Raw genomic sequence first — 20,898 nt, 5'->3', positions numbered from 1 at the left:
TGATAGAGCGATTCAACAATGGATCGCTTTGTCATGACGACTGACTCTCTCAAACATACTCTTTATGTCACCATTTTTGGTACTCATACCAAAGCTGGTCGAACCTTCGATATTGCACTCATTATCGCGATTATCAGTTCTCTAATCGTACTGGTCTTAGACTCAATACCATCCGTGCGCACCGAGTGGGCAAAAGAGCTGAAATACTTGGAGTACACTTTTACCGGTTTATTCACTATTGAGTATTTTCTCCGACTTTATTGCTCTCCAAAACCAGCGGCCTATGCGAAGAGCTTTTATGGCGTCGTTGATTTACTCGCGATTTTACCTACTTACTTAGCACTGTTTTTCCCTTCTGCCTCCTTTATGGGCGTAATAAGAGCACTGCGAGTCATGCGAATATTCCGCATACTCAAGTTAGTCCGCTATCTTCAAGAGTCCAACATCCTCTTACGCTCTCTACTGATGGCGCGCAGAAAGATTTTTATCTTCTTTAGCTCTGTCGCCATTATGGTCACGATCTTTGGGTCACTGATTTTTGTCATTGAGGGGCCTGAAAACGGATTTACTAGCATTCCGAAAAGTATTTATTGGGCTATTGTGACCATCACAACGGTTGGATATGGTGACTTGGTACCTCAAACAGATCTCGGAAAAGGGCTTGCCTCACTCACTATGTTGTTGGGTTATTCAATTTTGGCGGTCCCTACTGGTATTTTCACAGCAGAGCTTCACCAAGAAATGCAATCGCACAAAGTATTAGTGAAGTGTCCGAACTGTTCTCACGCCGGGCACGACTCTGATGCGACTTACTGTAAACACTGTGGTAGTGAACTGGCCGATCCTGACAAACGCGTTGTTCGTGGAGAAGACGAAGCATAAAAAAGAGCTCCCTAGGGAGCTCTTTTATTTTGTCATCAAACAAAGATTGATGTGATTATGCTTTCTCAGAAAGAATAATGCGTAACGTACGACGCAATGGTTCTGCTGCGCCCCATAGTAGTTGGTCACCAACAGTGAAAGCATTTAGGAAGTCATCACCCATTGCCATCTTACGTAGACGACCCACTGGTACGGACATAGTGCCCGTTACTTTTGCAGGTGTAAGTTCTTGCGCAGTAATGTCACGATCGTTAGGAATCACTTTAACCCAGTCGTTATGAGTGGCGATGATTTCTTCGATTTCGTCCATTGGGACATTTTGCTTAAGCTTGATAGTGAGTGCTTGAGAGTGACAACGCATTGCACCAATACGGACACAAGTACCATCAATTGGTACAGGCGAGCTTTGTGAGCCCAAAATTTTGTTTGCCTCTGCGCCCGCTTTCCACTCTTCTTTACTCTGACCGTTATCACGTTTCACATCGATCCACGGAATAAGCGAGCCAGCTAGTGGTACACCGAATTTATCGGTAGGGAAAGAACCGCTGCGCATTGTGTCTGCAACTTTTTTATCAATATCTAGGATAGAGCTTGATGGGTTTGCAAGTTCGGAACTTACAGAGTCATTGATAACGCCCATTTGCGAGATCAGTTCACGCATGTTTTGCGCGCCAGCACCAGAAGCGGCTTGGTATGTCATCGCGCTTGTCCACTCAACAAGGCCTTTTTCGAATAAGCCACCTAGACCCATTAGCATTAAACTAACCGTACAGTTACCACCAACAAATGTGTTCGTGCCACCGTGGATGCCTTGTTGGATTTGCTTTAAGTTCACAGGATCAAGCGTGATGATAGAATCTTCCGCCATACGTAACGTAGATGCGGCGTCAATCCAGTAGCCTTTCCAACCGGCTTGTCGAAGTGCTGGGTAAACTTTTTCTGTGTAGCTACCACCTTGACATGTAATTACCGCATCAAGCTGTTTTAAGCTTTCAATATCATACGCGTCGTGCAGTAAGCCTGCGTCTTTTCCTAAGTTAGGAGCAGGAATACCAACTTGAGAAGTACTGTAGAATACTGGTTCGATTAGGTCGAAGTCTTTCTCTTCAACCATACGCTGCATAAGGACTGAACCAACCATACCGCGCCAACCAACTAAACCAACTCTCATCGTATTAACTCTCCATGTATTAAAAAACCTACCCCATAGTTAATTTTTCGCATCAAAATCTCAACCCCTATTTTGTAAATAAGCCTATTTTTTAACCTTTTCCTATGAAAATTCGTGTTAAACGAGATTTTTTAGTGTTTGGTTTGCGATTTCGGCCATTTTTCAAGTAGGGAAAGCCCTGTTACTCCAAATTGGTCTTACCACTCAGTGATAAAATAACACATGAAGCACAATAATTTCACATTACACAACATTTAAAACCAAAAAAGTTAAAACAAACTAACAGTTAATTTCACAAGCAAACGTTTTTGCCGACGAACATCAAGATAAAACACCAAATATTCGAAATATAATTTTTGTTAATGTATGTTATGCGCGATTACAACAAGGAGCGCCTTCCTCTATTGCTCCAAGATTGACAGAGGCACATATGAAGCAAGTTACACCACGCCTACCAAGCTTGATACAGGTATTTATCTCGCTCGGTTTATTTCTACTGCTGGCATTTTCGTTCACTGCCAAGCTAGACCTACCGATCCAGCTAGCGCTGTACATCGGTTGGTTCATTATCATGATATTAGGCATTAAGCTTGGTCATCAGTACAAAGATCTGGAAAAAGCTGCACTAAATGGCATTTCCAATGGACTTGGAGCCGTCTTAATTCTTCTTGCCGTTGGCGCGCTTGTTGGTACGTGGATCTCTGGTGGTATTGTTCCAACCATTATTTACTACGGCCTTAAAGCAATTCACCCTTCTATCTTTTTGCTCGCGACCATGATCATCTGTTCATTGACTGCGCTAGCGACTGGCACCTCTTGGGGCGCTGCAGGTACTGCTGGTATTGCGATGATGGGTATTGGCCAAGGCCTTGGCGTTCCTGCACCAATTACTGCTGGCGCAGTGCTTTCAGGTTGTTACTTCGGTGACAAAATGTCGCCTCTATCGGACTCCGTCATCCTTGCTTCATCGATGTCTAACGTTGAAGTAATGGAACATATTAAAGGCATGCTGCCGATCGCACTCATTAGCTACATTATTACAGGCATTATGTTTACTGCATTTGGTTTCCACTACGCAGGTCAAGTTGACATGAGCCAGGTAGACTCTGTAATTAAAGCGATGGAGCAGCAATTCTACATCACGCCTTACTCATTTGTTCCTGTGATCATCGTATTGTCACTTCTAGCAATGCGTATGCCTTCATTCCCAGTGATCAGTTTTGGTTCTCTGCTCGGTATTATTTGGGCAGTAATGATTCAAGATGTGGACTTCCTAACCGCGTTCAACACCGCTTGGGCTCCGTTTGCGATTTCTTCAGGCGTAGATTTCATTGACTCAATTCTTAACCGTGGCGGCATGTCTTCAATGCTTGGCTCGGTTGCTGTTATCGTATTCGGCCTTGGTTTTGGTGGTCTACTAGATAAAGTGGGTGTGTTAGAAACTATCGCTAAGCTGTTTGAAAAACGCGTTCAAAGTGCAGGTTCACTGGCAACAAGTACAATCGGTACAGCCTTTATGGGGAACGTATTTGGTTCAGCGATGTACGTTTCACTTATCCTGACACCAAAAATCTGTGCGAAGAACTACGATCGCCTAGGCTATAAACGTAAGAACTTATCTCGTAACGCAGAGTTCGGCGGCACATTAACATCTGGTATGGTTCCATGGAGTGACAACGGTATCTACATGGCAAGTATTCTGGGTGTTGCGACACTATCTTATGCACCGTTCATGTGGCTAAGCTTTGTATGTATCATTGTGACTATCATCAGCTCCTACATGGGTTGGTTTGTTGATAAATGCGAACCAACGGCGGAAGCAGTTGAACAAGCAGAAGGCAAACTGAAGCAGCAAACCGCTTAAGTTCGCATAGATAGGAAGAATCTCTCTTCCGAGTGAGAGACAAAGAAAAAGAGCGCATGAGCGCTCTTTTTATATCTCAACCAAACGTTAACTTTGTTTGACTTGCGTTTTCACTGCTGCACGCTTACCAAACCAATAGCCCAAGCCAAGTGGTGCAAAGAATATAACGGCAATGAACAAGATGAAGTAGATAATGGTACTTTTAACGAGCTCAATCAGCTTGGTCATCGCTAAACTGACCACTTCCTGCGAGACTCGGTCCATATCTTGAGCAAACTTCTCACGCTCATGGGTAATGATCTGCGCGATTTCTTGGCGCTCTCTGGCTACCATCAGCTCTAAAGCTTGGCGCTCCTCACCCAATTGAGATAAACGCGCTTGCGTTTTTTGGTCAATATCATCAACTAAAGGTTGTAACTCTACCGCCATTTGCTCTGCTAAATAGCGCATGTACTCTGGATTGTTATCAATAAAGTCCTTCATCGAATCAGCCGTAACTTGTAAGCTATTTAGCGCAGCATTAACTTTTTCGATGCTGGCAGAGCTATTTAATGCTAATAACTGCGCCTTCCAAGTCATAATTTTGGGGGTCTGTTCTGATACAAGGCTTAGACGATCCGAGACATCCCCTAATGCTTCTGGCATTGTACCTAGCGTAGTCACTGCCTCTTCCTCGCTAATTTGATTCGCATCTAACCACCCGCGGTAAGCTGGCGTCCTGATCATACTTAAGTCCGCGAATGGATGTTGCTTAACGAACTCTGCAACAAACGCTTGTGTCTTGATGTACGCTTCTTGTTTCAACAGAGATTGAGCCAGTTTATCCACCTCTTTCGCTAAGTGAGCAGAAACTAACTTTGCCTCATCTGTCGCAAATAGTTCATTACCAGGGCCAGTCGTAAAGAATTGATCCATCTGTAGCGTAAAAGTCCAAGTATCAATCAGTGCTGCCATTGGCGAGACTTGGTATGCTGCGGCTTGAAGACCTTCTTCAGCATTTATCTTCCAAAGCAAAATATAAGATTGATGGACTTTATCATGCGGCTCATATTGATCGTGCAATGCATCAGAAGCTTGCTCTACCTGAGCAAAAAACTGTTGCGCATACTCACGAGTCAGGAGACGCATATTAAGCTCTTGTTTGGTAAGAGGGACGGTTTGACTCTCGATTTTCACTTCTAACAGGGAGCACCCTGAAAGCATCACAACCAACCCTATCAACATCATTGAAGACAATCGACGAACGGACATGAAAGTACCCTTAACAAATTGTATGGAACAGGAATAAAGCGAACTAAGTCATATAGTTCGGGCCTTTAATACCCCAACTCTGATGATTGTAAGTCAGAGCAATATCAATCTGTTAGCGCTTCTTGTATCTTTTCACTATTGAGAACGTGGTTAGCGAAAAGTATGGTTTGCTTTAGGACATCATCTAAACGTGTCAGTTTCTCTTCCGGCACTTTTTGCCCTTGTTTAATCAACAGTTCAATATCGCCCGAAATGCAGTGCAATGGCATTGCCCCTAAACTTCCCGAGACCCCTTTAAGACTATGAGCCGCTCTTTGCGCTTGCTCTTTATCCTCTTCTAATAGCCGATGCATTTTTGAACCATCGCCAGAGTGATCCTGAATAAAGACTTCAAGTAACATTCGCACCGCGCTTTCATCTCCCGATAGCGAGTCCAGCATCTTATTGATATCTATATACGGCTCACGTTCCACGACTTCCACTTGCGATGTGTTCGGCTCATTAGGGCTCTGTTCGTTAACTTGGCTGCTTTGAGAGATTTCGGACTGAGCAGAAAAAACAACGTAAGACCCACCAGCTTGCTCAGACTCTTTATCCTCTGCTCTTGATGGTATTAGCGGCTGAACGGTTCTTTGGGAGAAAAGCCCCCATGAAATAAGAGAAAGAAATAAACCACTGATTACTGACAACCAAGTAACAAAGGTCATCAACTTTTGTTCCAACTGGTCATTTATCGAAATCAACTGGTTCGGGAAATCAGGATTAAGCAGTTGATTAACTAGATAGCTGCCTTGCGCCTTGGCAGATAGCGCGCTTGAAGTATGGGCAAGTTGACGCTGAAAAGCACTTCGCTCTTGAGGAGAAAGCGTGTCCGACTCGATAAAGAGTCGGTCTAAATCACGATAAGTATCGCTATTCGTTGCTGAGTCACTAAAAATAGACTCCAAAACAAGTGCGCCTAAGCGATAGTACATTGATTGAATTTGCTCAGAGTTTTCAGCTCGGGCACGGCTCCTTCGCAACTGCTCGGCTAATGAGACTAGCTCACTGTCACTTCCTACAAAGGCTCGAGCACTTTCTAAAAATCGATCGGTCGCATAAAGCAATTGAGTAATATCTGGTGTGATTTTTCCTTCAGAAAACTCACTTTCAAGCTGTAAGCGAACTGCATAGGCTAACTGAAGTTTTAGTGAAACTTGGTCGACGTGCTTAACACGATAAGGCAGATCGAAGTTAAAAAAATGTCTGACTTCTTCGACTTTGCTTCCTAGCTCATTCACTGTTGAAATGGTTTGAATCGTTTGTTTGGCTTGCAACCAAATCCCTAGCGCTAAAACACACCATAAAACGAACCAGAACCAAACAAACCGCCTCATTCCTTCTTTTAGCTTCAGCAACACTCGCCCCTCGCATATCTCCATTAATTACAAGCATATACTATGGATGTTTCTTATTCACATAAAAAAGAGAGCCATTGGCTCTCTTAATTTGACGATATGGTTTTAGTTGCGACTCAACTGATCTTTTAGATTTGGTGGCGTACCTTTAATCGTTAAGGTATCCGTCTCTGGGTCATAAAAAATACGCTCGCCAAGCAATAGGCTATCAAAGCTAATATTCAAGCCACCGCCAGCGCCAACAAATTTAGTCAGTTTGCGAACCGTCGCACGGTCACCTGGGAAAGATTCTTCAAGTTCGTACCCTTGCTCTTTGGTGAAATCCATAAAGCTTGTGCCATCTTGGCTTGGAGGAAGCTCTCCAGAAAGCTCTGAGATTTGAACCTCATCACCGGATTTAATTTGCTCATTGCAGTAATCGTAAACTTGTTTCTTGTACTCGTTCACTTCTTGCTTTTCTAGCTTCGAGTCAGCACAAAAATCATCCACTGCCTGCATCAACACTAAGTTTTGTTGTTTAGTATCTAAGCCGATGTCCGCTTGCAGGAAATCTAGGAAGAAATCCGCCACTTTACGGCCGACGCGTCCCTTGATGTATTGCAAGTAACGATTAGATTCCTTGTCAGTGTCGTAGCTCGACAAGTCAATGCGGGCCGCAATATCCATTTTGGTGATATCTAGGTAATCCGTCGCACTGATGTCCAAACCTTCGGTCACTTTTAAACTTTGGTTCATTGGTAAGATACCGATGAACAAGTAGTCCGTTGCTAAACTCTGATACTCAGCGAAAACCAAAATACCTTCATCCGCAAATGGGTACTTAATCAACTCTTCTTTCAAGCGATTTGCACTAATTTGTGAGAAGTCGTAAAAATCTCGCTCTCCTTTGCGCATTTCTTGAAGCCAAAATTGAAATTCGCTGTCTGACTGGAAAGAGCCAAAACCTTTACCAGCTTTAGAATGGAATACTCGGTGAAGCTCAGCGACTAAGTTTTCAGTAGATGCATCGTTCTCTAATGATGCTGGACGAAAGTTTACAACTAGCTCGTCCTGATCGTTTTTGCACAGTTGATGCAGAATAACGTTTGAAAGATGAAGGCTCATAGTGATTTTATCTTGCTACAAGGTTTTAGTTGATGGGCATTGTAGGTTATCATAAGCCGCTTTTACTATCATTATTAGAGTCTTTATGCCGATTACATCTAAATATACTGACGAGCAAGTAGAGAAAATTCTTGCTGAAGTAGCAACAGTTCTTGAAAAACACGCTGCTTCTCCTGAGTTGACGCTAATGATTGCCGGAAATATCGCAACCAATGTCTTAAATCAACGTGTTGCTGCTTCACAACGCAAAGCGATTGCTGAAAAATTTGCTCAGGCGCTGATGTCTTCTTTAGAAACACCAAAAACACACTAATAACGGACAATAGAACACATACATGGTAGACAGCGGAAACTCATACGGCGAACGTGTATCTCGACTGGTTGGTTGGGGTCACTGGTTTGCATTCTTCAATATCGTTGCATCGATGTTGATAGGCACACGCTACATTGTTCAGTCTCCTTGGCCCGAGACGTTACTTGGTCAGTTTTATCTGGCGGTTTCTTGGGTTGGCCACTTTGGCTTTCTAGTTTTCGCGCTTTACTTGCTCGTTCTATTCCCGTTAACGTTTATCCTGCCATCGCGGAAATTGTTCCGTTTGGTGGCAGTGATTTTCGCGACCGTTGGGCAAACCATATTATTGATTGATACCCAAGCGTATCAGTCGATCAATTTGCACTTAACTCCTGTCGTTTGGGAGTTACTATTCAGCGAAGATAAAAGTGCACTCAGCACTGATCTACAACATCTGTTTGTTGTAATGCCGCTGATCTTCCTTATTCAGCTCGCTCTATCCGAATGGGTATGGCGAAAACAGCGCAAACTATCTCATAAGCACGTAGGACGTCCTCTAGCAGCTGTATTTTTCCTCAGCTTTATGACCAGCCATTTGGTTTATATTTGGGCAGATGCATACTTCTACAATCCAATTACCAGTCAGCGTTCAAACTTCCCATTGTCTTATCCGATGACGGCGAAGAGCTTTATGGAAAAACATGGTCTACTTGACCGTGAGGAATACCTAAAACGCTTAGCGGAAAATGAAGGCAACGTAGAGTTAGTCAATTACCCTCTAGAAAAGCTAGAGTTTAACCGTCGAGTCAATAAGCTCAACGTGTTGATGATCAGCGTAAATAACCTGCGTGCAGACGCGCTGAATCCAGAAGAGATGCCTAACCTCTATGAGTTTGCCGAAAACAATCAGAACTTCCGTAATCATTACAGTTCAAGTAATGATACTTACGGGGCTTTTGGTTTGTTCTACGGCTTACCAACCAGTTACGCCTCAAGCATCAAGGCGCAAGGTGCTTCGCCAGTGTTACTCGATGTACTGAAAGATCAGGGTTACAACTTCGGCCTATTCAGTGGCAGCGGGTTTGAAGATGATCTCTACTCAGAGATTATTTTCCGCGACTTAAAACTAGCGGAAGACCTCGATGGCACACAAGCTCATACCGATAAGCAATCTATCGCGAACTGGAATACATGGTTAACAGAGAAAGCGAGTCAACCATGGTTTAGTTACATCGAAGTCACCACCGTTGATAATTTTGAATCGATCCCTTCAAATAATGACGAAGAAATGTCCGCAAGTGATCGCTTCAAAAAAGCTTATGAATATGCGGTGAAATCAGCGGATAAAACCGTCGCTAGTATTATTGATGAGCTTGAAAAAAATGGACTATTGACAAACACCATCGTGATTATCACTTCTAATCACGGTAGTGAGTTTAACGAAACCAATACGAACAGCTGGGGCGCAAACAGCAACTACAGCCGTTATCAGTTACAAGTTCCTATGGTAATCCAATGGCCAGGAATGTTGGCTGGTGAATTTAATCACAGCACAAGCCACTTGGACCTTTCGGTCACGTTGTTGCAGGATATGCTCGGTGTATCTTCCAACCCATATGATTACAGTAGTGGTCGTAACCTATTTGACGAAAGTCGTCGCCGTTGGATCCTAGCGGGTGACACTCGTGAGCTTGCCTTAATTACTAGCTCACAAACCACAGTGATCGATAAGTTTGGCAACTACAAGTTGTATGACAAAAATTACAAACGACTTCGAGATGATGCACCGAAGTTGCCAGTTTTGATGCAAGGTTTAACTGAGTTACAGCGTTTTTATTCTAAAAACGATTAATACCTAGCAATCCATATACTATTCAAACTCCCCTTTTTGGGGAGTTTTTGTTTATTTAAACAACACAAACCACAAATTTGCGCAGTAAACATCCAATCAGTTCAACTAGGGGTTTACAACATTTTCAAAGCCTTATATTATGCGCCTCAACAACGGAGAGATGGCTGAGTGGTTGAAAGCACCGGTCTTGAAAACCGGCATACGTTAATAGCGTATCTAGGGTTCAAATCCCTATCTCTCCGCCACATTTAGAAAAAGCCCGCTAAGAAATTAGCGGGCTTTTTCGTATATCCAGATTTGAAAAGATTTTTACAAATCCCTCCTTGAATACAAGCCCAGCAATCGCCACATTCAGAAAGAGTACGCTTAGAAATTAACGACCTTTTCGTTTCAGTGTCCCGTTTTGAATCAGGTTGATACTTACGTCTAGTTGTATTTACTTACCAACAAAGACTTCTTTAGCGGCATTAATGAGCTGCAAATGAATTGGGACAAGGTCTGCATGATTCGTTCGATATCCACCTCCGACGACAGCTGCGACAGGGATACCTCGCGATTTCATTGTTTGCATTAAAAATCTATCACGCTCTAAAATCCCTTGCGTCGACACATCAAAATATCCAAGCTCATCGTCTTGATGTATATCAACACCAGCATCGTAGATAACCAAATCAGGACGATGAAGATTAAGTGCCATTTCAACCACTTCCTTAAACGCCATTAAAAAATCCTCATCACCTGTTCCTCGCACCAAAGGCACATCTAGATCAGACTGAGGCTTCCTCGCTGGGAAATTTTTATCACAGTGGAAGGAAAGCGTGATGATATCTGGCTCATCGTCACATAAAGTTGCTGTTCCATCCCCATGATGAACATCACTATCAATGATCAATACTTTATCGACATGCTCTACTTCGAGCGCTTGCCTGGCCGCGATCACTAAGTCATTAAATAAACAAAAACCACTGCCAAACTCTTTGTGTGCGTGGTGATACCCGCCACTCAAATGAATGGCAACACCATACTCAAGTGCTTTATTTGCGGTCAAAGCCGTGCCCGCTGCTGAAGTTAGCGTTCTGGTAATGAGAGACTCACTCCAAGGAAAACCTATTCGGCGCATTTTCGCAGCTGGCATGTTTCCATTCACTAGCAAGTCGACGTATTCCTGGTCATGAACACGTTTTATTTCCTCAACAGTTAATGCTTCTGGCTGGAAAAACTGCACGTGTTCTTTCCAGTTATCTTTCTCAATATGTACCAATACCGATTCATAGAGGTACTGGTACTTCATAATTGGGTAACGATGCCCCTCTGGCAACTCAAGTTGAGAATAAATCGGGTGGTAGATAAATGGCAGCATGAGAAATTCTTAATAACAATGGTAACGAAATAGTATCAACTTCAAGGGTTGAATAAAATGCAATTTAATTGATAATGATTTTCAATATCAATTAAATTTAATATACATATGAATTCTACTTTCTTTGCTATTCTCGGCGCACTGTTTGGCTCTCTTTGTGCTCTGTCCCTATTTTCATCTTTCGTTGTTGGTGCGTGGTGGCTGGTTGATTTCATTGCGCTTAGCTAACACAATGACTTTCAACTGAAATCAAAAAATATAGGTGTTTGTATGAGTCAAACCGTCTTTATTACCGGAGCAAATCGCGGCATTGGCCTTAGCTTAACTGAGCTGTACCTGAAGCAAGGCCATCAAGTACACGCTACTAGCCGTTCCTTAGAGAACAGTTCTGAACTACAAACTCTAGCCTCACATTACAGCAATCTAGTTTTGCACGAACTGGATGTCACTCACTACGAACAAGTTGCTCTGCTTGCCGATAAACTCCCTGCCATCGACTTACTCATCAATAATGCAGGATATTACGGCCCCAAGGGATATGGCTTTGGAGACACTGACGTAGAAGAATGGCGTAAAGTCTTCGAAGTAAACACCATTGCACCGTTAAAACTGGTTGAGCTCTGTTACCCTCGCTTACAACAAGGCAAGATGAAAAAGATTGCTTGTATCTCATCAAAAGTGGGGAGCATGACGGAAAATACGTCCGGTGGCGGTTATATTTATCGTTCATCGAAAGCGGCGCTAAACTCGGTTGTTAAAAGCTTGAGCAATGATTTAACACCTGAAGGATTTACCGTTTTAGCGCTTCATCCTGGTTGGGTAAAAACGGCAATGGGCGGGCCAAATGCATTGATCGATACGCAAACCTCCGCGCAGGGCTTAGCGAACGTGATAGAGCTGAGTACACCGCAACTTTCAGGTCGATTTATTAACTACGATGGTACTGAGCTACCTTGGTAGCGGCGTTAAGAAACAACCATCAATAAACCAAATAACACCTAAGCTAGGCTTCATAATCGTGAATTGGTTGGCAAACATAATGTTCATCGGCGATATACCAGCATAATTCGCGCAATCTAACTTGAATTTATCTATATCCAATCCAGACTTATGAAAAAGTAGAACAAATAAGGAGAAAGCACGATGGCAGCAGATAGGGATTTGGTTAATTTTAGCGAAGAGCACGAACTAAATTACTGCTTGAGAAGTGCTGGTAAACGCCAAACTCAAGCGAATCGAAATACATTAGTTGACTTGGGCAACCAAGTGAAAGAGGTTCTGGACAAACGCGTGTTAACTCAAGGTGAAGTAAGAGGCGCGATCCAAAACCACGGTGACCTATTCGAGTAATCTATTTTCAAGCATGCGCGGTGTTTAATTACGCCGCGCTTGTCCTATGCCCGCTTACCTTTGGCTGCACCAGATTTAGTTGCGCCACCACTCTTTGAATAACTACGCTTTTTACGTTTAAACGCAGGACGTTCCACTTTGGGTAGATGACGCAATGAATCAGGGATCGGCCCTGCTTTTACTTGTGCCATCAAGCCATCAATGCGTTGCTCTAGTGCTTGCATAAACGGCTGATATGCCTGATTTCTCTCTGCCATACCTTGTAACTGGTGCTCCCAATGAGCCGTCATATCTGGGTACGTTGAATCCTGTGGCAAGGCATGAATGAGACCTCTTCCCGCAGGAGAGCTGAGAATTGATTTACCTTGACGCGTGAGCAGTTGGCGTTTGAACAGCGTGTCCAAAATACCAGCGCGAGTCGCTTCCGTACCTAGCCCATCAGTATCACGAAGGATTTTTTTCAGTTCTTTATCCGCAACGTAACGGGCGATCCCGGTCATCGCTTGCAACAGCGATGCTTCGGTAAAGTGCTTTGGTGGCTCGGTTTTTCGGTCTTTTATTTCCCCTTCACGACAAGTTAACACGGTGCCTTCTGGTAACGGTGGTACGGCATCAATACCTTCATCTTCCTTGTCAGTTTTGCCCATTAGCGCTTTCCAACCCGGCGAAACTAACTGACGACCTTTCGCGATAAACGTACCACCAGCGATATCGAAAACTAATTTCGCTTCTGCGTAAACCGCCGCCGGATAAAACTGCATGAGATACTGGCGCGCAATCAATTGATACACTTTCATCTCATTGCCCGAAAGCGCATTCACATTAGCTTGTTTTGGTGTAGGGATAATCGCATGGTGCGCATCCACTTTTTTATCGTTCCAGGCTTTGGACTTTAATGTTAAGTCTGCTCCCTGAACGGCACCTTGCAGCTCTTTTGCGTTATTCGCAATAGCTGTTGTCACCATCTCTGCTTGTGAGTAGTGTTCCATCGGTAAATAGCGACAATCTGAACGTGGATAAGTGATCAGCTTGTGCTTTTCATACAATGCCTGACAAGTATCTAGTACTTGTTGCGCACTCATACCATAGCGCTTCGCTGCATCGATCTGTAAAGCAGATAATGAATAAGGTAATGGTGCTGATTGCTTGGTTTGCTTTTGTTCCGACTCCGTCACTTTCGCGGGTTGATTTGCAATACGGTTTGCAACGTTTTCCACTAACTTACGGTTTAACACTCGCCCTTCTTCATCCTGCCAAGGCTTGCATGCCTCACTTGGCTTCCAACGAGCACGAATATCAAAAGTACCATTGGCATCTTGATATGGGATCAGAGCATGTAGGGTAAAATAGTCCTTCGGGACAAAGTTTTCGATTTCTTCATCACGACGCACCACTAAGCCAAGAACTGGCGTTTGCACTCGCCCTACCGAGAGAACACCTTGATACCCTGCTTTTTGACCAAGCAAGGTATAAGCACGAGACATGTTCATGCCATACAACCAATCAGCCCGAGAGCGAGCCAATGCAGAAACTGAAAGTGGGATAAACTCGCGATTACTGCGCATAGAACTGAGTGCGCGTTTCACCGCAGGTAAGTTCAAGTCGGAAATCAGCAAACGCTGTGTGGATTCCTTCTTGGTTTTAGATAACTTGCAATAGTCGAGAACTTCATCAACTAACAGCTGACCCTCGCGGTCAGGGTCTCCTGCATGAATGACTTCGTTAGCTTCTTTGAGCAATTTGCGAATCACTGTTAATTGCTTACTTGCGCTTTTCCTCGGTCTGAGCTGCCATTGCTGCGGAACAATTGGTAAATCTGCCATATTCCACTTTTTATAACGCTCATCGTAAGCGTCAGGTTCGACTTGTTCGAGCAAATGGCCGATACACCAAGTAACGATATCCCCGTTCCCACAGCGGATGAATCCTTGATCTTTCTTTTGAGGGTTTGGCAGTGCTGCGGCAATCGCACGGCCTAAGCTTGGTTTTTCAGCAATAAACAGACGAGACATAACGTTTTGGAAATAAATATAATTAGGGCCACATTAACGAATGTAGCCCTAATAAATCAAGAAAAACTGTATAAATAAACAGTCAAGTTTGTTTAAGTTTTCAGTTATAGAAATTCAACAAACTGAGAAAGGTCACGCTCAGGAACTTTCATCGGTGTGCAACCAGGCGTACCTAGGTACAAGAAACCAACAATCTCATCGTCACCTTCTAAACCAAACGCTTGATGAACTTCTGGATGGAACATCCACTTACCTGAGCGCCAAAATCCTTGAAAGCCTTGCGCTACCGCTGCCATCTGCATGGATTGTACGGCACATCCCGCAGATAAGTGTTGCTCTAGTGCAGGCACTTTCTCATGTTCCGTTACTTTAGCAATCACCGTGATCACCATTGGCGCACGAAATGGCGCATTTTTCACCTTTTCGACCACCGCTTCATCACTATTTTCAGCTTCTGCCGCTTTTACCAAGATATCTGACAGTTTTTTCAAACCATCGCCCTGTGCGATAACGAAACGCCAAGGGGTTAATCCCGCATGGTCAGGCGCACGAAGGCCTGCACGAATGATGTTCTCAAGCGCTTTACCTTCTGGTGCAGGCGCAGATAACTTCGCGATAGATCGGCGATTGAGCAAAAGATCGAGAGCGTCCATGAAAGAATCCTTATCGAATATCGTTGTTATTTTGTTTACGCCACTTTAGCACAATCTGTTCCTACGAATAACAACCGGTTTTCTGTGGGCTTGATAACGTGCTTCACTTAACATCAAACTGGATTTAATGTTAATTTATTCGCGAAATGAATAAGTTGAACATAGGCAGGTTGATGAACAAGGACAAACAAAACAGCATTTACGAAAAGATCGTTAATGACGAAGATGCCCGTGCCTGTAAGGCGATTCCTGAATCAGCTTGTCATCAAGTTCCCGGCAACTTTCTTAAAATCATTCTTGCTCAGTTTTTAACGAAGGTCGGCGATGCGTTAATCAATCCCAAAGTCACGTTGCCGTGGATACTACAAAGCCTCGGGGCACCGGTTTACTTAATTGGTTGGCTCGTTCCTATTCGTGAATCAGGTTCCCTTATCCCACAACTTAGCATCGCGCACTACATCCGACGCATTCCAGTAAGAAAATGGGTCTGGGTAATTGGCAGCATCTTGCAGGCTCTTTCCATATTTGCAATCGGAGTGGTCGCATTAACTCTGACAGGAGCTGCTGCGGGTTATGGTGTAATTGCATGTCTTGTGATCTTCAGCCTCTCACGCGGTTTAAATTCCGTCGCATCAAAAGATGTGTTGGGCAAAACCATCCCTAAAAACCAACGAGGTCAAGTCAACGGCTGGTCTTCAAGCGCTGCTGGCCTTGTTACACTACTTTTCGCTAGCCTTCTGGCACTAGCCTGGTTATGGGATGTAGAGCCGACAGAGCGCTTTTACGGTCTGAGTTTAGGCTTAGCGGGCGTCATATGGCTCATCGCGGCATTAGTCTATGCGCGAATTAATGAGTATGCCGGTGAGGTAGACGGTGGTCGAAATGGCGTCCTCGAAGCATTTAAACAACTCGCGTTACTTAAGACAGACGTGACCTTTCGTCGATTCGTTATCACGCGGACACTATTTTTATGTTCTGCGCTGAGTGCACCGTACTACGTTGTGCTGGCACAGCAATCTCTGGGTGGACAGCTCTGGGTGCTAGCTCTCTTTATGTTTGCGAGTGGCTTAGCCTCCTTTGTGTCAGGTCCTTTCTGGGGAAGAATGTCCGATCGATCTAGCCGCAGTGTTATGGTCATCGGCGCAACGATGAGCGCGCTACTTGGCGTTGTTTTATTTGTTTACGATACTTGGATAATCGCCAGCACAAGCTTCCTATTCGTGATTCCTCTGCTCTACTTTTGTGTGTGCATTGCCCACGACGGAATACGAGTCGGACGAAAAACCTACTTAGTTGATATCGCAGAAGGTGACAAACGGACAAGCTATGTAGCCGTGAGTAACACGGTGGTTGGGATAATGCTGCTTCTAATGAGTTCTCTTGGTGTCATGTCGAACTTTTTGAGCCTTTCAGCTGTGGTGTTAGTGTTCTCTTTTATTACTCTTTCTGGCGTGGTAATGGCCAAACAACTGCCAGAAATCAGTGACTAGTTCTATACAAAAAAGCTGCGCTCAAAGCGCAGCTTTCATAGTAAACACACCTTGAAAGACTAGAGTTTTACCGCCAATTTAACGCCTTGACGAATCGCACGCACAGCATCAAGTTCACCCGCATGGTCAGCTCCGCCAATGATATGAATCTTCTCTCCAAGTTCAGACCATTTATCTTCAAATGGACGAACAGACTCTTGCCCCGCACAAATGACGACTTTGTCCGCGTTCAATAATTGTTCTTTTCCATCTACATGAATGTGCAAACCTTGATCATCAATTTTATCGTAAGACACGCCACCGACTAAATGTACGCCCCGTTTTTCAAGTGTACGTTTATGGATCCAACCTGTCGTTTTACCCGGACCTTTACCTACACGACCTTTACGACGCTGAAGCACCCAGACTTCTTTATCGCTGACCGCATCAGGGTAAGGGTATAAACCACCCGGTTGAGACATCTCTTTGTCTATTCCCCATTCATGCAACCAGTCATCCAACGTTTGTCCAACCGGCTCAGTGAGCATGGTCGCGACATCTACGCCAATACCACCAGCACCAACGATAGCCACTTTCTCACCGACTGGCGTTTTGTCTCGAATGAGAGTTTGATAGTCGACGACTTTTTCTGGGTTCTCAATTCCATCAATATTGACTTTGCGTGGCTCGACACCCGACGCCATCACGATCTCATCGTATTCTGTTAGTAAGTCATAATTCGCTTCCGTCGATAAGTGCAGATTCACGCCTGTTTCATCAATACGGTTAGCGAAATATCGTATCGTCTCTCGAAACTCTTCCTTGCCAGGGATCTGCATCGCAAGACGGAACTGACCACCGATGCGGTCGTTCTTTTCGAACAAATCAACCTTATGGCCACGTTCAGCCAGTGTAGTCGCACAAGCCAAGCCCGCAGGGCCTGCACCAACAACTGCAATGTTTTTCTTCTTAAAGGCTGGTTCAACAACAATTTCGGTTTCATAGCACGCTAGAGGGTTCACTAAGCAACTGGCGCGCTTACCTTTAAACACGTTATCTAGACACGCCTGATTACAACCAATACACGTATTGATAAACTGCGCTTTTTCCTGTTCGGCTTTAGCAACAAAGTAAGGATCGGCCAAGAATGGGCGCGCCATCGAAACCATGTCAGCATGACCTGAAGATAGAATACGTTCTGCTTCGTCTGGCGTATTTATTCGGTTACAAGTGATGATAGGAACCGAAACGTGAGGCTTAACTTTTTCCGTAACCCACGTAAACGCACCGCGTGGTACTTGAGTCGCAATGGTAGGAATTCGAGCCTCGTGCCAACCGATACCCGTATTGATAATCGTGACGCCAGCCTCTTCAAGCGCTTTCGCCAATTCGATAACGTCTTCAAATGTGCTGCCCTGCTCGACAAGATCCAGCATAGAGAGACGGAAAATGATGATGAACTTGTCACCCACCGCCTTACGAACCGCTTTGACAATTTCTAGCGGAAAACGCATACGTTTTTTGTAACTGCCACCCCATTCGTCGTAACGCATGTTCGTGCGCTTACATAAGAATTGGTTTATCAGGTAACCTTCCGAGCCCATTAACTCGACGCCATCATAACCAGCAAGCTGGGCCAACTCAGCGCTGTTCGCAAAGGCATCAATGGTTTTCTTAATCTGGCGGTCGCTCATTTCACTCGGAGCAAACTTTGCAATTGGCGCTTTAATGCCAGACGCACTTTGCGAGAATGGATGCATGGCATAACGCCCAGCATGGAGAATTTGTAGGGCAATTTTGCCACCGTGCTTGTGCACCGCTTCTGTCACAACTTTGTGGGCCTTGGCATGCTTTGGCTTGCTGAACTCAGCACTCAATGGGTGCAAACGACCGCGTAAGTTAGGAGAAAAACCTCCGGTTACAATCAGTCCAACACCGCCTTTCACGCGTTCTTCATAGAAAGCCGCGAGCTTCTGTAATCCTTCTTTGTGCTCTTCTAAGCCCGTGTGCATTGATCCCATCAGGACTCGGTTTCGTAATTGTGTAAAACCGAGATCCAGTGGCTTTAATAGGTTTGGGTACATGGCAGACATCACTTAACATCCATTGTTATTATCATGGTCTGACCAGACTAAGCCCGCTCAACCAAAAAATCAAACAAGCGTTTACATTTTTGTAACACCGATCAATCTCACGTGAAAATATGCCAATTGTTGAGTGGTCGTGATAAGCTAAAAAAATGTTATCTTTTGAGATCTTAGAGATAAGAACCCATACTTTGTTAGACTCGGCGTAACTATCTCGTTATGGAGACAAGATGAAAAAACTCTTCAAATTTATTGGTTTGATATTTAAAGGGATATGGAAGAGCATCACCTTTATCAGACTCGCACTGGCAAACCTGATCTTCTTGCTGATGATTGCCGTTTTCTACTTTGCTTTTACTTATACCGGAGACGGTCAACCCGTCGTCGAAAAAGAGTCGGCATTGGTGATGAATCTTTCAGGTCCGATTGTCGAACAAAGACGCTATGTAAATCCAATGGACTCTTTTGCTGGTTCCCTTTTGGGCAATGAGTTACCGAAAGAAAACGTCCTTTTCGATATCGTTGATACTATTCGCTACGCGAAAGACGATCCTAAAGTGTCTGGATTAGTGCTAGCACTGCGAGACATGCCAGAAACAAATCTCACGAAATTACGTTACATCGCGAAAGCGTTGAACGAATTTAAAGCGTCAGGTAAACCCGTTTACGCCGTAGGTGATTTTTACAACCAAAGCCAATATTACTTGGCAAGTTACGCTGATAAAGTTTACCTGGCACCTGATGGCGGCGTATTGATTAAAGGTTACAGTGCCTATTCAATGTACTACAAAACGTTATTGGAAAAGCTTGATGTTTCTACTCATGTTTTTCGCGTAGGTACTTATAAATCCGCTATCGAACCTTTTATTCGTGATGACATGTCCGATGCCGCGAAAGAGTCTGCAACACGCTGGGTTACTCAGTTGTGGAGTGCTTTTGTTGATGACGTAACCACAAACAGAAATATTGATGCGAAAGTGCTTAACCCAACCATGGATGAGCTGATTGACGAAATGAAGTCAGTGGATGGTGATCTTGCTCAGCTCGCGGTTAAAATGGGCTTGGTCGATGAACTCGCGACACGCCAAGACATTCGCACTCTATTTGCCAAACAGTTTGGTAGTGACGGCAAAGACAGCTACAACGCGATTGGTTACTACGACTACCTTGCAACGATTCGTCCTGATTACACACTACCTCAGCACGATATCGCCGTTGTTCTAGCCAGTGGCGCGATTATGGATGGTCAACAACCTCGTGGTACTGTCGGAGGTGACACCGTCGCAAGCTTGTTGCGTCAAGCACGCAATGATGAAAAGGTGAAAGCGGTCGTGTTGCGAGTAGATAGCCCTGGGGGTAGTGCCTTTGCCTCTGAAGTGATTCGCAACGAAGTAGAAGCACTGAAACAAGCAGGCAAGCCAGTTGTTGTATCCATGTCGAGTTTAGCCGCTTCTGGTGGTTATTGGATTTCAATGAGCGCAGACAAGATCGTTGCTCAGCCAACAACACTGACGGGTTCCATTGGTATCTTTAGCGTCATCACCACGTTTGAAAAAGGCTTTAGTAAGTTAGGCATTAATACTGATGGCGTTGGCACATCGCCGTTCTCTGGTGACGGCATTACCACTGGCCTCTCTGACGGCGCGTCTCAAGTATTCCAATTAGGTATCGAGCACGGTTATAAGCGCTTTGTTTCTTTGGTTGGCGAGAATCGCGATATGTCTCTAGAGGAAGTCGACAACGTCGCTCAAGGTCGAGTTTGGACAGGACAAGACGCACTATCCTTTGGTCTTGTCGACCAGATGGGTGACTTTGATGATGCCGTAGAACTAGCGGCAAAACTGGCGAATGTGACTGATTACGGCATTTACTGGGTAGAAGAACCGCTTTCTCCCACTGAACTATTTTTACAAGAGTTCATGAAACAGGTGAAAGTCTCTCTAGGTATTGATGCAACCAGCTTGCTACCAAAAAGTCTTCAACCCGTAGCTCAACAGTTCGAACAAGACGCAAGCTTGCTACAAAGCTTTAACGATCCTAAAGGTCAATACGCATTTTGTTTGAACTGCCAAGTGCAGTAGCTTTTTCATTAAGATTACAAAGGGTATCTCTACTTGAGGTGCCCTTTTTATTACGCTCAACATCTCCTCAGAT

16 protein-coding genes and 1 tRNA gene are annotated in these 20,898 nt (G+C 44.3%); 9 read left to right on the top strand and 8 right to left on the bottom strand.

Annotation, left to right across the window (positions count from 1 at the left end; genetic code table 11):
- Positions 1–18: 18 nt before the first annotated feature.
- Positions 19–882 (top strand): ion transporter, encoded by an 864-nt coding sequence (locus OO778_RS05095; RefSeq protein WP_104216615.1) that lies wholly within the window; start codon positions 19–21, stop codon positions 880–882.
- Positions 883–937: 55 nt separating this feature from the next.
- Here OO778_RS05095 and asd read toward each other — a convergent pair whose 3' ends face one another.
- Positions 938–2,053, bottom strand: a complete 1,116-nt coding sequence (asd, locus tag OO778_RS05090) for an aspartate-semialdehyde dehydrogenase (RefSeq protein ID WP_074191639.1) — start codon at positions 2,051–2,053, stop codon at positions 938–940.
- Positions 2,054–2,483: 430 nt separating this feature from the next.
- Here asd and nhaC point away from each other — a divergent pair, with 430 nt between their 5' ends.
- On the top strand, positions 2,484–3,917 hold the full coding sequence (gene nhaC, locus OO778_RS05085) for a Na+/H+ antiporter NhaC (RefSeq protein ID WP_256935641.1): 1,434 nt from the start codon (positions 2,484–2,486) through the stop codon (positions 3,915–3,917).
- Between the two features lie 87 nt (positions 3,918–4,004).
- On the opposite strand, the gene OO778_RS05080 is transcribed toward nhaC, so the two are convergent.
- From OO778_RS05080 to yejK, 3 genes are all read right to left on the bottom strand, one after another.
- A complete protein-coding gene (locus OO778_RS05080; RefSeq protein WP_074191641.1) occupies positions 4,005–5,168 on the bottom strand; it encodes a chemotaxis protein in 1,164 nt (387 codons plus the stop codon).
- A 104-nt stretch (positions 5,169–5,272) separates the two neighbouring features.
- Entirely contained in the window at positions 5,273–6,589 is a 1,317-nt protein-coding gene (locus OO778_RS05075) for an Hpt domain-containing protein (RefSeq protein ID WP_264910871.1), read from the bottom strand.
- An 81-nt stretch (positions 6,590–6,670) separates the two neighbouring features.
- On the bottom strand, positions 6,671–7,669 hold the full coding sequence (gene yejK / locus OO778_RS05070) for a nucleoid-associated protein YejK (protein WP_005396521.1): 999 nt from the start codon (positions 7,667–7,669) through the stop codon (positions 6,671–6,673).
- Positions 7,670–7,754: 85 nt separating this feature from the next.
- Between yejK and OO778_RS05065 the strand changes: the two genes are divergently transcribed.
- From OO778_RS05065 to OO778_RS05055, 3 genes are all read left to right on the top strand, one after another.
- Positions 7,755–7,982, top strand: coding sequence for a YejL family protein (locus OO778_RS05065; RefSeq protein ID WP_005380722.1), 228 nt, complete (start codon positions 7,755–7,757; stop codon positions 7,980–7,982).
- 22 nt (positions 7,983–8,004) lie between these two features.
- Complete coding sequence (locus OO778_RS05060; RefSeq protein WP_046874519.1) at positions 8,005–9,813, top strand: DUF3413 domain-containing protein; 1,809 nt, start codon at positions 8,005–8,007, stop codon at positions 9,811–9,813.
- A gap of 154 nt (positions 9,814–9,967) precedes the next feature.
- Positions 9,968–10,058: transfer RNA gene (locus OO778_RS05055), tRNA-Ser, on the top strand.
- A gap of 191 nt (positions 10,059–10,249) precedes the next feature.
- Here OO778_RS05055 and OO778_RS05050 read toward each other — a convergent pair.
- Complete coding sequence (locus OO778_RS05050) at positions 10,250–11,173, bottom strand: histone deacetylase (RefSeq protein ID WP_264910869.1); 924 nt, start codon at positions 11,171–11,173, stop codon at positions 10,250–10,252.
- A 270-nt stretch (positions 11,174–11,443) separates the two neighbouring features.
- Here OO778_RS05050 and OO778_RS05045 point away from each other — a divergent pair, with 270 nt between their 5' ends.
- Complete coding sequence (locus tag OO778_RS05045; protein WP_264910867.1) at positions 11,444–12,133, top strand: SDR family oxidoreductase; 690 nt, start codon at positions 11,444–11,446, stop codon at positions 12,131–12,133.
- Positions 12,134–12,316: 183 nt separating this feature from the next.
- Entirely contained in the window at positions 12,317–12,523 is a 207-nt protein-coding gene (locus OO778_RS05040; protein ID WP_258647547.1) for a hypothetical protein, read from the top strand.
- A 44-nt stretch (positions 12,524–12,567) separates the two neighbouring features.
- Here OO778_RS05040 and OO778_RS05035 read toward each other — a convergent pair whose 3' ends face one another.
- Positions 12,568–14,535 carry a DNA topoisomerase III gene (locus OO778_RS05035; protein ID WP_145473613.1) on the bottom strand — a complete coding sequence of 656 codons (1,968 nt, stop codon included), beginning with the start codon at positions 14,533–14,535 and terminating at the stop codon, positions 12,568–12,570.
- A 104-nt stretch (positions 14,536–14,639) separates the two neighbouring features.
- The gene (locus OO778_RS05030) at positions 14,640–15,188 is read right to left on the bottom strand and encodes an NAD(P)H nitroreductase (protein WP_005396515.1); all 549 of its coding nucleotides are present in this window, start codon (positions 15,186–15,188) and stop codon (positions 14,640–14,642) included.
- 173 nt (positions 15,189–15,361) lie between these two features.
- Here OO778_RS05030 and OO778_RS05025 point away from each other — a divergent pair, with 173 nt between their 5' ends.
- Complete coding sequence (locus OO778_RS05025) at positions 15,362–16,678, top strand: MFS transporter (protein WP_253644431.1); 1,317 nt, start codon at positions 15,362–15,364, stop codon at positions 16,676–16,678.
- Positions 16,679–16,737: 59 nt separating this feature from the next.
- On the opposite strand, the gene OO778_RS05020 is transcribed toward OO778_RS05025, so the two are convergent.
- A complete protein-coding gene (locus OO778_RS05020; protein ID WP_237308159.1) occupies positions 16,738–18,750 on the bottom strand; it encodes an NADPH-dependent 2,4-dienoyl-CoA reductase in 2,013 nt (670 codons plus the stop codon).
- A gap of 224 nt (positions 18,751–18,974) precedes the next feature.
- Between OO778_RS05020 and sppA the strand changes: the two genes are divergently transcribed.
- The gene (gene sppA / locus OO778_RS05015; RefSeq protein WP_264910863.1) at positions 18,975–20,825 is read left to right on the top strand and encodes a signal peptide peptidase SppA; all 1,851 of its coding nucleotides are present in this window, start codon (positions 18,975–18,977) and stop codon (positions 20,823–20,825) included.
- Positions 20,826–20,898: the final 73 nt, after the last annotated feature.

This window comes from Vibrio sp. STUT-A16 (genome assembly GCF_026000495.1).
In the GTDB taxonomy this organism is placed as follows: domain Bacteria; phylum Pseudomonadota; class Gammaproteobacteria; order Enterobacterales; family Vibrionaceae; genus Vibrio; species Vibrio diabolicus.
The sequence above is the reverse complement of the archived record's forward strand: the minus strand, read 5'-3'. Positions and strand labels throughout refer to the sequence as shown.

Coding starts and splice junctions, on each gene's coding strand:
- OO778_RS05080 (WP_074191641.1), bottom strand. CDS start 5,168: ATGTCCGTTCGTCGATTGTCTTCAATGATGTTGATAGGGTTGGTTGTG.
- OO778_RS05065 (WP_005380722.1), top strand. CDS start 7,755: ATGCCGATTACATCTAAATATACTGACGAGCAAGTAGAGAAAATTCTT.
- OO778_RS05045 (WP_264910867.1), top strand. CDS start 11,444: ATGAGTCAAACCGTCTTTATTACCGGAGCAAATCGCGGCATTGGCCTT.
- asd (WP_074191639.1), bottom strand. CDS start 2,053: ATGAGAGTTGGTTTAGTTGGTTGGCGCGGTATGGTTGGTTCAGTCCTT.
- OO778_RS05050 (WP_264910869.1), bottom strand. CDS start 11,173: ATGCTGCCATTTATCTACCACCCGATTTATTCTCAACTTGAGTTGCCA.
- sppA (WP_264910863.1), top strand. CDS start 18,975: ATGAAAAAACTCTTCAAATTTATTGGTTTGATATTTAAAGGGATATGG.
- OO778_RS05075 (WP_264910871.1), bottom strand. CDS start 6,589: ATGGAGATATGCGAGGGGCGAGTGTTGCTGAAGCTAAAAGAAGGAATG.
- OO778_RS05040 (WP_258647547.1), top strand. CDS start 12,317: ATGGCAGCAGATAGGGATTTGGTTAATTTTAGCGAAGAGCACGAACTA.
- OO778_RS05025 (WP_253644431.1), top strand. CDS start 15,362: ATGAACAAGGACAAACAAAACAGCATTTACGAAAAGATCGTTAATGAC.
- OO778_RS05095 (WP_104216615.1), top strand. CDS start 19: ATGGATCGCTTTGTCATGACGACTGACTCTCTCAAACATACTCTTTAT.
- yejK (WP_005396521.1), bottom strand. CDS start 7,669: ATGAGCCTTCATCTTTCAAACGTTATTCTGCATCAACTGTGCAAAAAC.
- OO778_RS05035 (WP_145473613.1), bottom strand. CDS start 14,535: ATGTCTCGTCTGTTTATTGCTGAAAAACCAAGCTTAGGCCGTGCGATT.
- OO778_RS05030 (WP_005396515.1), bottom strand. CDS start 15,188: ATGGACGCTCTCGATCTTTTGCTCAATCGCCGATCTATCGCGAAGTTA.
- OO778_RS05020 (WP_237308159.1), bottom strand. CDS start 18,750: ATGTCTGCCATGTACCCAAACCTATTAAAGCCACTGGATCTCGGTTTT.
- OO778_RS05060 (WP_046874519.1), top strand. CDS start 8,005: ATGGTAGACAGCGGAAACTCATACGGCGAACGTGTATCTCGACTGGTT.
- nhaC (WP_256935641.1), top strand. CDS start 2,484: ATGAAGCAAGTTACACCACGCCTACCAAGCTTGATACAGGTATTTATC.